We start from the raw sequence: 14,839 nt of genomic DNA on the forward strand, positions 1-14,839 counted from the left end.
GCCCCCATGAGCGTTACGTTCCACACAACCGTCAAACAAGCCGAGAACAAGAAGGCGACAGGCATCGCCATCCCTGAGGACGCCATGCAGACGCTGGGCGCAGGCAAAAAGCCGGCCGTCACCGCAACCCTGAACGGGTACGCGTACCGGACTACCGTCGCCGTTATGGGCGGCGAGTATCTCATCCCGCTTAGCGAGGCGCATCGCAAAGCGGCAGGCCTGCAGGCGGGCGACCCCGTCGCGGTCACCCTCGAGCTCGACACGGCCCCTCGCACAGTCGAGGTGCCGGCTGACCTGCTTGCGGCGCTCGCCGCGCAAGCCGGCGCGACCGAGCGTTTCGAGGCGCTGTACCCGTCGAAACGCAAAGAATGTGTGCGCCAGGTCGAGGATGCGAAGACCGAAGCGACCCGCCTGAAGCGGATCGCCGCCGTGCTGGCGCAGGTGAGCGAGTAACCTCGCCCACCTGCACGGCCGTGGCGCGAGGGCTGACGCCACATCGCGCCGAGCCGCGCGCTTGCGTACCAGCAGCTCGCCGTGCGAGCACGCACCCGCGTACAAAAAGCCCGGAAGCCGCAATCGCTAAGCGAGCGGCTCCCGGGCTTTTTATCATGGGGGGCGATCCGTAAAAGCCCCCGCCCCTGAGAGCCTGCGGAAGCCGCTTTAACTATGCCGCGGTTCATCGCTAAGCTGAACTGGAATAGCTCCAGTTCATATCAGGCAAAACCACAGAAATCGGCACATGAAATGGAATTTCTCCTGTTCATAACGCTTATTTTGCATGATATAAGCTTATTTTGAAAAATAAACTGGAGGTTTTCCAGTTCATCATGGGTCTAGGGCAGTATTCGCCCAAATGAGCAGGAACTTTTCCAGTTGAGTGAAAGGCGTAGGCGAAATAGGCTGTTCGCAAATGCTCGCAGGCCAATGTCGTCGCTGACTGCACGTCCTGTAGAGATAGCGCCTGCCTCACGATCAATGTGCCATCCCGCGCATATCCCCGCCGCGCCGTTACTCCTCGAGCGCCACTCCATTCATCTTCACATGCGCCTTGAACATACGCATACTATCAGGCTGCTCCGCGGCCGGAACCCAGCTCGCCGTGTCCCAGACCCCGGCGAATTTCAACGCGCGCGGGCAGTGGATGAAGCATTCGCGCACCTCGACGCCGACGGCGGCGACGGGCTGCTTGTCGTCAAGCTTCAGCCCCTCCAACAGCTCCGGGTCCTTCGTAATCCAGGCGCGGCCGTTCACGCGCAGCACGCTGTCGTAGCCGGGGATGACGAACAGGAGGCCGACCTCCGGATTCGTCAGTAGGTTCTGCATCGAGTCGATGCGGCGGTTGCCGAGACGCTCGGGGTACACCAAGCGGCGCTCGTCGAGCACACGCACGAAGCCGGGGGCGTCGCCGCGGGGCGAGACGTCGCACAGCCCTTCACGATTCGCCGTCGATAAGAAAAAGAGCGGCGACTTCGCAATAAACGCACGCGCATGCTCATCGATGCAGGCAATCACTTTATTTTGAACGGCGGGGTGCGGTTCTCCAATGTCCGAGCGTAGTTCGTCCAAGGTACGGACGATACCGGGAAAAGGCGCATCCGCAATAGTCGGATTCGTCATGCTTAATCTCTCCTTAAGCCACAGCCGGCAGGCGGGCATGGCTTCCGTTTTATTCACTGTAGTATACGCCCAGCAAGGGGCAAGCATGAATAAAAGCCCTGAACGCCGCTCTGACGAGCCAGCGATTCCGGGCTTTTTTCATTGATGCGAGAAGCATTACTTGGATTCAGCAGTCAGTTGGTTGTAGATATCGTCCCAGAGCACACGTCTGGCCGATACGTACCGCTTCGCGTAGTAGGATTCGCTCAGTTTATTTTTAACAACACCAATGTTGGTTGCGGAGTGAACGAATTCACCGTTCCCAACGTACATGCCTACGTGGGAAATTCCACTTCCGTCTGTGTTGAAAAATACCAGGTCGCCCTTACGAAGATCACTTTTGTCAATCCAGTAGCCTTCACTGTTTTGAGATTTGGAGCTGTGCGGCAGGTCGATGCCGAATTCATTAAACAGATACATCGTGAATCCGGAGCAGTCAAACCCTTTCTCGGTTGTGCCGGCCCATTTGTAAGGCGTGCCCAACAGATCGTTTACCGCGCTGTCCATGGTAGAGGAAGAAGCGAAAACGCTTCCAGCGCCAATGCTCAAAGACAAAACAAGGCTAAATACAAGTGCTACAACTTTCTTCAACTGCTTGTCTCCTTCCGGTGCCTACGAGGTTAGCTGGAGGGTTCGGTTGAAGGTTCCCTATGATCCCTGTCTGGCAAGATCAATTCACCCGGAGTGGTTCCCCCGTTTCCCCAAAATCAGGGAATTCGGCATGCAATATTTGGTTTTTTGTTGCTAGCTCTTGATATTCGTCAAAAAGATCTAAAATCCTCCTCGCCGGTGCACATAAAGTCAAAAATATGCGGAAAATTTTAAGAAATAAACGCAAAAAATCCCCTTTAGCAAGGGGAAATGTTGTAATTTTATGTAAAAGACGAACAATTACACCGAATGTTGGGTTTCAATCGGAAATTTTGGCGGATAACAGCTGATATTGCGAAGCGATGGACCACATTTGGATAAAAATCTGAAAGATCGGGACAAGTTGATAAAGGATAAGTGCCGCTAGTCCTGCCCAGATATAGGTGGAGAGGACGGTAGCCCCTGCCAAAAGTCCTGAAAACAGAAGGAGTATGAGCGCTAGCCCCAGAATCGGGAGCAGATACCGGAAGTATGAGATGATCGTCGACAGGATGCCGAGCTTGGCCGCAATGGCAAACTGCACATGCATGAAGAGCAGTTGAAGCACGAAGCCGTAGGCGAGCATGCCCAGCAGCCAAGGCAGGAGATCGAGCGCGAGCTGCTCGTAGGAGGTGCTGCGCCCCAGTATACGGCCGGCGTGCGGGATCAGCCAGATCAGAGGTGCCAGCGTCACAACGATTCGAAGCAGATAGACCAAGAGGAATGGCAGCATGAGCTCTTTGATTCCGCGGACAAAGCGGTAGCCTGCATTCTGATCCGGGTGAGTAAGCGAGTAGTAGACACCGCTGTTCAGCAGAGGCGTCATGAGCATCCGTAATCCGAGGAGGCCCGCCAGCCACCATAAATAGCTGTGACTCAGATCCGTTTTCATCAGCTGAAATTGACTTTCCGCGAGCCAGAGCTGCAGCATCTGCTTGGGCTGTTCGCCGCCCGGAAACCGGTGCATCAGCGGGACGAGAATTCCTTGAATCAGCTTATACAACAGCATGCTCCAGCCCATCTGATAGAGGAATAAGGTGATGGTGGCAAAGGGCTGCCGCCATGCAGCCCCTAAGCCGAGTTTGAGATAGGTAGTCAAACGCGGATCCTCCTTTGCGAAATGGTACTTGAGCGAGTTACCAGGCGACCCAGCCGAAAATCGTTTGCAGCAGCTGCGCGATGCCGAGATTCCAGCGAATTTGCCATGTCTGATTGACTTCCGTCTGGTAGAAGTTATTGATGTGCTTGTTTTCGAGGATGAGGGAATACGCCGGATCGATGCGCACCCAATCGACAGGAGCGGTGTGCGTGAGCTTGAACTCGATACTGTTTTCTTTGCCGTCCCATGTTTTATCCACAGAGGTTCCATCAGCAAAATGGAAGTGAATCGGGACCGTCGGCGAATTGCCGCCTCGTTTGGCGATCTCCACGGTGCTTTCGTACGACCCCGCGCCCTGCGCTTTCACGCGCACGCTTTCCACGGAATAATCCATCATCATGCTGCCGTACACATATTGGTTAAAAAAGTCTTCCCAACTCGTTTTCGTCACTTCTTCAACGACGGCTTGAAAATCTTTCGTGGATGGGTGCTTGAACTCCCAACGCTGGAAGTACGTTTTCATAATGCGGTCCATCGTTTTCGTGCCGACCTGCTGCTCAATCGCTTTCAGCACGAGCTTGCCGCGCGTGTAGACGTTTTCGGCATACTGATCGTGGCCTGGATAACTCCAGGCATTTTGCTGGAGAGACCCCGGCGCTGTGACGTAGCTGGATTCCACCGGCAGGTTCGGCTTCTCGCCAAAATCCATCTCCATGACCTTATCCTCGGCATAGGAAGTGAAGCCTTCATCGAGCCAAGCTTCTTCAAATTCATTCGTCGCGACGAGCCCGTAGAAGAATTGGTGACCGATTTCATGCACGACGACGCGTTCAAGCTCCAAGTCGGGATCCTTGTCACTGGCCCCCCAGGCCGTGACGAGCGTCGGATATTCCATGCCGCCCGCCCCGTTGCCTCCGGGAGGCGGCACCACGATAGACAGCGTTGAATACGGATACGTTCCGTACCACTGGCTGTAGCGGGCGAGCGCTTTTTTGGCGGCGTACAGGTAGCGGTCTTTCAGATTTTGATGGTTGGGGTCGAGGTACAGCTTGATTTTGACCCCCGGCACCTGCGGCGCGGAGAACGGCTCTTCGACATAGACGAAATGCGGCGAAGCCGACCAGGCAAAATCATGCACATCCTCGGCGTAGAACTGGTACGTTTTGAGTCCTTTGTCCGTCACCGGCGGCTTCACCGGGAATCCGGTCGCGGCGACGATGTAGGAGGCCGGCACCTGAATTTTGACGTCGTACAGTCCAAAATCAGCGTAGAACTCCGAGTTGCCGTGGTATTGGTGCAGGTTCCAGCCTGGCTCCGCGCGGCCTCGCGTGCCTTTGCGCTCGTAGGCGGCGACCTTCGGGAACCACTGGCCCGCCATGACGAAATCGCCGACGTAGCCCATGCGGGCGAAGGCCGCCGGCATGTTGACCAGAAATTCCGTGCGGATCGTCACTTTCTCCCCAGCGCCTACGGGTTTGGGCAGCGGAATCTTGACCAGCGTATGGTCGTCCTTATTGCCGTCGTCCGGCTGTACGAACGTCATGCGCTTGCTCAGGTCTTCGCCGTCCTCGGACTTCACGGAAAGGAGCTCCATGCTGCCGCTGGTGCCTTCCTTGGCTTCATCGCTGCGCAGCTTGCCGCCGGATTCGCGCATGAAGGTTGTATTCTTTGAGGCAAAAGCGTTCGGATACAAGTGAAGGTAAAGCTCTTGCACAGGGACGGTGCCCGGATTTTCCCAGGTGAGCGCTTGCTGGCCGCTGAGCTGCTGCGTTTCGGGCGTGTAGGCCACACTCATGTGATACTCCGCAATCCGATAGCTGAGCGGTGCGGAAGCTTGCTCATTGGCCGGAACCGGGGCGCTGGGCTGCGGCATGTCCGGCTTTTTGGCGGAGGGCTCCTCTTGAAGAGCGACTGGAATCGTTCCTTGCGGTGCTGGTGCGGAAGAAGGGAGCAAGGCATGGGACAGCAGTACGGCGCCTGCGGCAAACAGCATCACGGCGAACCACTGTACCTTACGGCTTTTGAAATGGACATTCAATGATATTCACCCCGCCTAAACAAGCATCTACAGCATGTATATGTAGACAACCTTGGGAATATTTCTGCGGGCGCAAAGAAATGTTAGAAATAGGAAAGAGGCCCGCCGCTACTTGTTTGAACGGTGGACTTTCGATACAATGAAAGCACAATAGTCTGATTTTACGATGAAGTGGAAGGTGTGCGGGATGGAAGCGGATAATAAGAAGCTAGCTTTGAATATCGTTAGCTCCAAAGTGAATCACAAAGGATTTGGCGCAGGGGCGATTGACCTGAGCAACGTCTCGGGCATCATTATCGACGGGGATGTCGCGTATTTGGATGAAGGTACGCTGCATGCCAAGAGCAAAATCGAGAAGGGCATCAAGTTCTCCACGAACAAGGACGATGTGCCGAATGGCCGTAAAGCGTGGATCGTATGGGTCGCCGTAGACCGTACGGAAGAGGGCGCCTACTATGCGGGGATGTCTGCGTGCGAGATGCTAATTGATACGGAAGCGCGCAAAGGGTGGAAAATTCTCGCTGACCACGTGAACAAAATGGATGCGGCGATGAAGCGCAAATTCATCCTCGACGGACTGTCGGATGTAGAGCGTGAAGCGCTTCGGAAGCAGCTCATCGCACACAATGAAGAATGGTGGAACCGCTCTGCGCAGGACCTCAAAGACGCCTTAGCGTAGGCATTGCAAGGTTTCATAGAGAATATGAACATTATGTGTCATCCATTGTTCCGCTAGAGTGAAGCGGGTATACTAGAGCCTAGTGTATGTTACCTCATATACTAGGACAGCAAAAAGGCAGACTAAGACGCGCTTAGTTCTGCCTTTTTGTGTTGTTATCCTAAGCCCGGCGAACCTCATTCGCCGTGGCTTTTCGTCGTGCGTTTAGAGACTGCGACGAAACAAAGTACCGCTAATTTCCCCGCAGCTCCTTACTCGTTCCACCAGCGTTTCAAATCGTTCCACCACGAGCCGTTGTCCGTCTTGCCGGTGCCTTTCGGCGGCGTGTCGCCAGCCTTGCTCGCCGGTTTGCCCGTGCAGTACGTCGTCGGCTCCGTGCCGGAGATGAACGACTCGAGCTGCGCGTTCGGACAGTCCTCGTTGGAGAGCTTGCCGCTCACCGGATCGATGTAGACATTGGTCACGCCTTCAGGGATCGGGAACAGCTTCGGCGGAATGGCTTCGAGCGTCTGCTCGGTAAAATCCGCGAAGATCGGCGACGCCAGGTGCGACTCGGTCGCCGAAATGTCGCGATCTTTGTCATAGCCGACCCAGACGGCGGTTGCGAGCTCCGGCGTGAAGCCGACCATCCACGCGTCGGTGTCGGTCGTGCCGGTTTTGCCGGCGATCGGGCGCTTGATCGTGGAGGCCACCCGGCTGCCGGTGCCGCCTTCCTCGAACACGCTCTCCATCAGGTTCGTCATCACGTAAGCCACGGCGGGCGGGATGACTTTATCTTCCTTCGGCCGCGCCTCATAAAGCACCTTGCCGCCGGCATCCTCGATGCGCAAAATCGCGATAGGCTCGCGGTGAGTGCCCTGGTTCGCAATGGCGCCGAAAGCGGATGCCATTTCAAGCGGGCTGACCGGGAAGGCGCCGAGTGCCAGCGAAGGGAGCGGCTTCATCGGCGAAACGACGCCGAGCTTACGGGCGAGGTCGATGACTTTGTCCGGCCCGACCGCGAGGACCGTGTGGACCGCATAGATGTTGTCCGATTTGGAAATCGCCTGCCGCATATCGATATTCGCATTGGGGTATTGATCGTTAAAATTCCGGGGCGTATACTGCTGCCGCCCGTCGTCGTACGTAAACACGGTCGGCTCGCTCTTCACGAGCGTAGCCGGCGTGAAACCGTTCTGGAGCGCAACCATATACACGAACGGTTTAAAAGACGACCCCGGCTGCCGCTTATTCGACAGCGCGCGATTGAATTGATTCTCGGTGTAGTCGCGCCCGCCGACCATCGCCTTGATCTCCCCGGAGCGCGGGTCGACGGCGACGAGCGCCGCCTGAAGCTCGGGCTTATCCGCGAGTTGCTTCGTCACGGCCTCCTCGGCAATATGCTGAGCATTCTTATCCAGCGTCGTGTAGATGCGGATCCCGCCCTCGTCGAACTGCTCCTCAGAGATGCCGAGCGTCTCCGTCGCGATCGTCCGGACGTAGTCGCGGAAGTACGGTGCTGCCGAAGGCTTTTTCTTCGCCAGCGGCAGGATGTTCAGCTTCTCCTTGGCGGCGGCGTCAGCGGCGCTTTGCGTAATGTACCCGCTGTTCACCATAAGCTGCAGGACGACCTTTTGCCGATCCAGCGCATTTTGCATATCGTAGTACGGCGAATAATAGCGCGGGCCTTTCGGGACGCCGGCGATCAGGGCGCTTTCTGCCAAAGTTAGATCCTTCGCGTGCTTGCCGAAGAAAAGCTGGGATGCGGTTTCGATGCCGTAGGTGGAGTGCCCGTAATAGATCTGATTCAAATAGTCGGCCAGGATGTCATCCTTGCTCATTTGCATTTCCATTTGAATCGCGTACATCGTTTCTTTCATTTTTCGCGTCCACGTCCGATCGTGGTTTAAATATAAATTCCGAGCAAGCTGCTGGGTAATCGTGCCTGCGCCCTGCACCTTCGCCATCGCCTGCACATTCACAATCGCGGCCCGGGCGACCGCTTTCAGATCGACGCCGAAGTGCTCGTAGAAATGCTGGTCTTCCACCGAAAGCGTGGCATGAATGAGGTACGGAGAAATTTCGTTCAGCGGCACGACTTGCCGGTTTTGCCCGGAATAAAAGGTATCGATTAATTCGCCATGCACATCGTACATTTGCGACGTTTGCATCATTTTGGTGACCGGCAAGGTTTGTGAACGCAGATACACCAGCAGTCCGGCGAGCGCAATGAGCATCAGAATGCTGAGTGTGAAGAAAAACGAAAACGTCTTCTTAATCCGCCGCATCCAGCGCATGGACGCCGGCAGGTCGCTTTGGATTTTTTCCTGGGGTGTACGGGGCTTCTGGGGTCGTTCATTATCAGACATGGCAGTTCCCTCCCTTCTCCATCGGTAAAAGGCTTTATTAGCCAGTATGGAAAACCATGGCAGGGGATATTCAAGGAAATGTAAATATTTTTTGTGATTTGGGCAAAAGCGGCAGGAAATGATTGCAATTTGGGGCGATTAAACTATAATACAATTTGTGCATACGGAGGGTCTGGAAAGAATCGCTCATCCTTGCATGACTTATCCAAATGGTGGCACACTGATATAGACCGTGAATGTATGGCATTATTCATCCATGGCGCGATTAAAAATCTATTATTTTTTTGATCGCGCATAATAGAGAAGCGAAAGAAGGGTTACGCATGGAATTATGGTACACCGAGAAGCAGACTGAAAGCTTCGGGATTACGGCAAAAGTGACGGAAACATACGTCAGAGAGCAAACGGATTTTCAAGACCTTGCGATGATCGAAACCGAAGAGTGGGGCACGATGCTGACCCTCGACGGCATGGTCATGACGACGGTGAAAGACGAGTTCGTTTACCATGAAATGGTGGCGCATCCGGCGCTGGTTACGCACCCGAATCCGGAGAACGTGCTCGTTGTCGGCGGCGGCGACGGCGGCGTGATTCGCGAAATCATGAAGCACAGCAAGGTGAAAAAAGCAGTTCTCGTCGACATCGATGGCAAAGTAATCGAGTATTCCAAGAAGTACCTGCCAACGATTGCAGGCGAACTCGACAACCCGCGCGTAGAAGTTATCGTTAACGACGGCTACATGCACATCCACGACCACAAAAACACGTACGACGTGATCATGGTCGACTCCACAGAGCCGGTAGGTCCAGCAGTTGAGCTGTTTACCAAAGGCTTCTACCAAGGCATCTACGATGCACTCAAAGAAGACGGCATTTTCGTCGCGCAAACGGACAATCCTTGGTTCAAGGCGGACCTGATCTCCACGGTCAACCGTGACGTGAAAGAAATTTTCCCGATCGTTCGTGTCTACGGCGCGAACATCCCGACCTACCCAAGCGGTCTGTGGACCTTCACGATGGGCAGCAAGAAATATGACCCGCTGGAAGTGGAAACGGCATCCATTCCGGAATTCCCAACCAAATATTACACGCCTCGTCTTCACAGCGCCGCATTCGTGCTGCCGAAGTTCGTAGAAGATTTGATTAAATAAGGTCGCGTGTCGGCCATCGTCAGTCCCTCCGGTTGGAGGGGCTGATTTTTTTTGCCGAGCCTGGCTTCACTGTCATACTGTTGTCAGGGGGAGCGGGGTATACTGAGGCTATACAAAGAGGTCGACGCTTCCAAATGTTTGTGCCGGAAGAGGATGTCCCTATTCAAGGAGGAGTTATCTATGTTTACAACCGTTTCGAATAGTGTGGAAGAGTTGAAAAAAGAAACCGCGGTTACGCAGCAATTGCTGGATCTGCTCACAGATGCATCGCTGAGTCAAGGGCACGCTGATGGCTTTCGCAACCTCGGCCAGTTGGCTTGGCATCTCGTGCACAACGATCGCAGCTTCTTGCTCGGCCTCGGGCTGAAGTTCGAAGCTCCGTCCGCGAGCGAAGTGCCGCCAGCGCAGGCTTCGGCGATCGCGGAGGCGTATCGCAGAACGTCTCAAGGCATCATCACCGCCGTGGAAAGCCAACTATCGGATGCTCGTCTTGCGGAGGTCGTCACCATATTCGGTCAGCAGTGGACCGTAGGGCAAGCCATTTACAGTTCGCTGAAACACGAAATTCATCACCGCGGTCAATTGACCATCCTGATGCGACTGGCAGGCCTGCCGGTGATCGGGGCCTACGGTCCGGCCAAAGAGCAATGGGCTAATCAGGGCCGACCAGCGCCGGCATTTTAAAGGTTATCCCCTAGCGCTCGCCTCAAGACGGGCATTCCATTAAGATGTAAGACAGCACCTCAACTTCCACTGAAAGGTGGAGGGGGAGGTGCTGTTTCTCCAAAGCGCGTATCCTGGGTGCGCGTTGCTTCGCCAGCGCATGGCGGCAGTCACACCCAGAAGAAGCGTCGTAGCTGCAGGTATGCTTATCGGCAAAGATTCATGAAAAGACGCTGTAACCGGTCCTCTCCCCGCAGGCAGTACAGCCCAGCGACACATCCAACTGCAGAAAGTACATCAAATTTGCGGAATACATCGGATTTTGGACAAAGACCTGCATTTCCTACATCAAAAATCGGCCGACTCCCTCTCAAATGCTCCGAAAAGGGGAATGCCCGTATTTTTGATGTACGTTTTACATGATTTCCGTCGCAAGAGGGACATTTCAGTCAAAAATGATGTACTTTTTGCAGGTAAGGGCAGCCAGAGGCGTCACTCCAGCATGAAGCCCTCATTCGCCAGACTAGAGATGCCTCCCAGCATAGTGGTCCATGTTCGCCAGCCCAGAGCGATATTACGAGCATGTAACCCTCATCCCTCACCCAGCCACTCTCCCATCACAACACGCAACCGAGATTGCGCCCACCAACTATTCAAGTAAGGCACCTTCCGTTTTACAGCCACTCCTCCCTGTCCCTACTACGCCAATCTCACCACCCCCAACAGTCTCAAACCGCGCTCCTGCATTGAATTTACGTATCCTTTCATATAAACTATTACCTAACATGTTCATCTGGTACCTTCCGGTGCCGGGTGACCCATAGAATAGGAGCATAACGAACGATGACGGACAAGCAGCGGGTGCGCATCCGCATTGAAAGCCGAAGCGGGAGCGAGACGACCGTGCAGAAGGCGCGCGGCGAACTGTACCGCAAAGGCGATCACACGTATATCCGTTACGAGGAAGAGCCGAACGAGCTCGGACGCACGGTCACGCTGATTCGGCTGGAAGCGGAACAAATCCGCATCATTCGCCAAGGCGACGTCCAAGCGGAACAGACGTTTGTCGCCGGTGAGAAGCGGACAGGCTTTTATCATACGCCTCAGTTGCGGATGGAACTGGAAACGGAAACCCATACGCTCGTCTCGGAAGCGGTGAACGGGATCGGCATTACGAGATGGAGCTATGATTTATATGCATCGGGCACACATGCGGGCGCCTATCGCATCAAGTTGTTAATTCAGGAGGAATAGAAGGAATGGACGTGTTGAATCAAGTTAAAGCACAAGTGAAGCAAGCAATTCGGGAGGCTGTCCTTGCGGCGGGTATCGTGGAAGAGGCGCAGCTGCCTGAGATCGTGCTCGAGATACCGAAGGAGAAGGCGCACGGCGATTTTGCGACGAACGTGGCGATGCAGCTCACCCGGATTGCGAAGGCGAACCCGAGACAGCTGGCGGAGCGCATTATCGCGAACCTGCCGAAAGAGGCGGCGAGCATTGCCGAAGCGGAGATTGCGGGACCTGGCTTTATCAATTTTAAAATGAACCAAGCCTACCTCTATCCAATTATCGCAGACGTGCAGCAGCAGGGCGACCGCTACGGCCAGTCCGATGTCGGTAAAGGGCTCAAAGTGCAAGTCGAATTCGTCAGTGCGAATCCGACGGGTTCCTTGCACCTCGGTCACGCGCGCGGGGCGGCCGTTGGCGATGTGCTATGCAATGTGCTGGATTTGGCGGGCTACAACGTATCGAGGGAGTACTACATTAATGATGCGGGCAACCAGGTCGTCAACCTGGCCAAATCCATCGAAGCACGCTACCTGCAAGCGCTCGGACAAGACGCCGAAATGCCGGAAGACGGCTATTACGGCGAAGACATCAAAGGCTTCGCAGCAGACCTAGCCGCAGAAAAAGGCGATTCCCTGCTGAGCCTGCCGGAAGACGAGCGCCGCGCTTACTTCCGTTCGTACGGCCTCGCCAAAGAACTCGACAAAATCAAACGCGACCTCGGCCGCTTTGGCGTTCGTTTCGACAACTGGTTCTCCGAGACGTCGATCTATGAGAACAACCTGATCCCGCCGGTGCTGGAAGAGCTCCGCAAGAACGGGCATATTTATGAAGAAGAAGGCGCAACCTGGCTGAACACGACGCCGCTGGGAGATGACAAAAACCGCGTACTGATTAAAAACGACGGCTCCTTCACCTACTTGACGCCGGACATCGCGTACCACCGGGATAAATTCGAGCGCGGCTTTGATCGCTTGGTCAACATTTGGGGGGCCGACCATCACGGCTATATCCCACGGATGAAGGCGGCCATGACGGCGCTGGGCTATGACGCGAATCGCCTCGAAGTGCTGATTGCGCAAATGGTCTCCCTGTTCCAGAACGGCGAAAAGGTCAAAATGTCCAAACGTACCGGCAAAGCCGTCACGATGGAGGACCTGATGGACGAAGTCGGCGTCGACCCGATTCGTTATTTCTTCGCGATGCGGAGCATGGATTCGCATCTGGATTTCGATATGGATTTGGCGGTCTCGCAATCCAATGAGAACCCCGTCTTCTACGTGCAGTATGCACATGCACGGATCTGCTCCATCTTCCGCCAGGCGGAAGAGCAGGGCATCGCGGTGCAGCCGCTGGCCCAGGTCGACCTGGCGAAGCTGACCTCGGAAGCCGAGTTCGACTTGCTGCGCAAGATCGGCGAGCTCCCGGAAGAGATTGCGATCGCGGCGGAGCAGTACGCGCCGCACCGGATCATCCGCTATGTGTACGAACTGGCCAGCCAGTTCCATAGCTATTACCGGGGCCACTACGTCATCACGGATGACGCAGCCCTGTCCCAAGCCCGCCTCGCCCTGCTCGGCGCGCTCCAAACCACGCTCGCGAATGCGCTGCGCATCGTTGGCGTCTCCGCGCCGGAGCGGATGTAGCCCGCCGCTCCCACGAAAAAAAAAGCCGTATCCGCCCTAAGGGGGGGGTACGGCTTTTTCAACGGCGCGGCTACTCCTGCCGCGCCTCGCGAATCGCCCGCCGGGCATTGAGATGCCCCGGCCGCCAGCGCCCGCCCTCGCGCTTTGCCAGCGAGAGGGAGCAGCGCCGCAGCGCGCTTTTGATCTGCTGCGGCGACATCTTTTTCAGCGCGAGCATGAGCGCGATCACGCCGCTGACGTGCGCCGTCGCCATCGACGTGCCGCTCAGTTCGTGATATTTGCCGCCGAGCCACGCGGAATACACGCGTTCGCCCGGCGCGTAGATGTCGATCTGCTTGCCGCGGTTGCTGAACGGCGCGATTCTGCCGAGCCGGGTCAGCGCGCCGACCGATACCACCTGCGGGAACCGCGCAGGATAATCGACAGATTTTTTGCGGCCGTCATTGCCGGAGGACGCGACGATCACCTTCCCGTTGTAGTAAGCGTTCATCACCGCCTGCTCTAACGTCGGATTGTACGTTTTCATGCCGAAGCTCATATTGATAATATCGAGGTCGTTCTGTACGCACCAATCGATCCCGGCGATAATATCCGAGACGTAGGCGCTTCCATGCTGGTCAAAAGCTTTGACCGGATGAATAATCGCCCGCGGTGCGACGCCAACGATGCCGGAGTATCGGCCGGTCGCGGCGATTGTCCCCGCGATATGCGTGCCGTGCCCGTTGTCGTCGTAAGGCAGCACCCGGCGGTTCAGCAGATTGATGCCGTGCGAGATGGAATTTTTCAAATCCGGGTGTTTATAGTCAATGCCGGTATCGATGACGCCGACCCGAATGTTCTTACCGACGGATTTGCTCCAGATTTCCGGCGCGCCAATCTGTTCAACGCCCCAAGGAATCGTGCCGGTGCGTACGCTGGATTGAATGCGCGCCCGCTTGGGCAGTGCCTTGACCGCTTTGGTTTTGCTAAGCGTTACCCGAGTGTCGGCCTCAAGACGCATCTCGCCGGAGAAATCGGCCAACCTAGCGGCTGGGTGCAGCGTACAAGAGAAGGCGTGAACAATATCGAGCGGGATGACCTCGGAGAGGCCGGCCAACTCGCTTTTTAATCGGACCAGTTCGGTTTTGCAAGCATAATAATCGGCGGTTGACGTGAAATGGATGAGATGTTTTCGGCTGCTGGGCTCGGTTCGGCCTGCATCCTTGTGCAGTTGAAGCAGAAAGGCGGCTACGTCCATCTTGCCATCCCCCCATGACAACGAATAATTCGAATCTTCCCTATCCTATGTACAGGTTGTCGCTTCTGACCGTGTCATTGTCTCTATAGAAATAAATGGGTGTGAAGCCGTGTCAGATGCATAGGTTTGACATAGGATACATAGAGAGGCGCGGATAGGAGTGTCTCTTTCTCAGGGAATGGAAACGGCTGCTGGTACAGCGCTTTTTCCTTTGGGTACAGTCGCAGGCGAAGGGGGACCTTCGCTTGTATCTATTTAGAGGTGGCTTCATCCGTCTGAAAAGCCAACTTTTTGAACCTTGATTTTAATTTGAATTTCTTCGCTCCTTGAGTTGCAATTTTAGAAAAAATAGGTTTTACTTAATGAAGATATGGATAAGGTAGATAATACCGAGAAGATGGAAAA

At 55.3% G+C, this 14,839-nt stretch carries 12 protein-coding genes and 1 riboswitch; of the genes, 6 read left to right on the forward strand and 6 right to left on the reverse strand.

Going from position 1 to position 14,839, the window contains the following annotated elements; translation table 11 throughout:
• The first annotated feature begins 6 nt into the window (after positions 1-6).
• A complete protein-coding gene (locus EJQ19_RS11260) occupies positions 7-453 on the forward strand; it encodes a YdeI/OmpD-associated family protein (protein WP_126141319.1) in 447 nt (148 codons plus the stop codon).
• Between the two features lie 555 nt (positions 454-1,008).
• On the opposite strand, the gene EJQ19_RS11265 is transcribed toward EJQ19_RS11260, so the two are convergent.
• The 4 genes from EJQ19_RS11265 to EJQ19_RS11280 form a co-directional block, all read right to left on the reverse strand.
• Positions 1,009-1,704, reverse strand: a complete 696-nt coding sequence (locus EJQ19_RS11265; protein ID WP_338143328.1) for an MSMEG_1061 family FMN-dependent PPOX-type flavoprotein — start codon at positions 1,702-1,704, stop codon at positions 1,009-1,011.
• A 69-nt stretch (positions 1,705-1,773) separates the two neighbouring features.
• Positions 1,774-2,247, reverse strand: a complete 474-nt coding sequence (locus EJQ19_RS11270) for a C40 family peptidase (RefSeq protein ID WP_126141320.1) — start codon at positions 2,245-2,247, stop codon at positions 1,774-1,776.
• A 3-nt stretch (positions 2,248-2,250) separates the two neighbouring features.
• A riboswitch (cyclic di-AMP (ydaO/yuaA leader) is annotated at positions 2,251-2,388 on the reverse strand.
• A gap of 178 nt (positions 2,389-2,566) precedes the next feature.
• Positions 2,567-3,385: a hypothetical protein gene (locus EJQ19_RS11275; protein WP_126141321.1), complete on the reverse strand. Its 819-nt coding sequence runs from the start codon at positions 3,383-3,385 to the stop codon at positions 2,567-2,569.
• Between the two features lie 37 nt (positions 3,386-3,422).
• Complete coding sequence (locus EJQ19_RS11280) at positions 3,423-5,378, reverse strand: M1 family metallopeptidase (RefSeq protein WP_126141344.1); 1,956 nt, start codon at positions 5,376-5,378, stop codon at positions 3,423-3,425.
• A gap of 232 nt (positions 5,379-5,610) precedes the next feature.
• Between EJQ19_RS11280 and EJQ19_RS11285 the strand changes: the two genes are divergently transcribed.
• Complete coding sequence (locus tag EJQ19_RS11285; RefSeq protein WP_126141322.1) at positions 5,611-6,102, forward strand: YwhD family protein; 492 nt, start codon at positions 5,611-5,613, stop codon at positions 6,100-6,102.
• A 251-nt stretch (positions 6,103-6,353) separates the two neighbouring features.
• Here EJQ19_RS11285 and EJQ19_RS11290 read toward each other — a convergent pair whose 3' ends face one another.
• Positions 6,354-8,450: a transglycosylase domain-containing protein gene (locus EJQ19_RS11290; RefSeq protein WP_126141323.1), complete on the reverse strand. Its 2,097-nt coding sequence runs from the start codon at positions 8,448-8,450 to the stop codon at positions 6,354-6,356.
• Positions 8,451-8,773: 323 nt separating this feature from the next.
• On the opposite strand from EJQ19_RS11290, the gene speE reads away from it, so the two are divergent.
• The 4 genes from speE (at position 8,774) to argS (ending at position 13,197) form a co-directional block, all read left to right on the forward strand.
• Entirely contained in the window at positions 8,774-9,601 is an 828-nt protein-coding gene (gene speE, locus EJQ19_RS11295) for a polyamine aminopropyltransferase (RefSeq protein WP_126141324.1), read from the forward strand.
• 180 nt (positions 9,602-9,781) lie between these two features.
• Complete coding sequence (locus EJQ19_RS11300; RefSeq protein ID WP_126141325.1) at positions 9,782-10,285, forward strand: DinB family protein; 504 nt, start codon at positions 9,782-9,784, stop codon at positions 10,283-10,285.
• A gap of 822 nt (positions 10,286-11,107) precedes the next feature.
• A complete protein-coding gene (locus EJQ19_RS11305) occupies positions 11,108-11,518 on the forward strand; it encodes a YwiB family protein (protein ID WP_126141326.1) in 411 nt (136 codons plus the stop codon).
• A 5-nt stretch (positions 11,519-11,523) separates the two neighbouring features.
• Positions 11,524-13,197 carry an arginine--tRNA ligase gene (gene argS, locus EJQ19_RS11310; RefSeq protein WP_126141327.1) on the forward strand — a complete coding sequence of 558 codons (1,674 nt, stop codon included), beginning with the start codon at positions 11,524-11,526 and terminating at the stop codon, positions 13,195-13,197.
• A gap of 70 nt (positions 13,198-13,267) precedes the next feature.
• Here argS and EJQ19_RS11315 read toward each other — a convergent pair whose 3' ends face one another.
• Positions 13,268-14,434, reverse strand: a complete 1,167-nt coding sequence (locus tag EJQ19_RS11315) for a S8 family peptidase (protein ID WP_206438405.1) — start codon at positions 14,432-14,434, stop codon at positions 13,268-13,270.
• Between the last annotated feature and the right edge of the window lie 405 nt (positions 14,435-14,839).

Source organism: Paenibacillus whitsoniae (assembly GCF_003955665.1).
Taxonomy (GTDB): domain Bacteria; phylum Bacillota; class Bacilli; order Paenibacillales; family NBRC-103111; genus Paenibacillus_E; species Paenibacillus_E whitsoniae.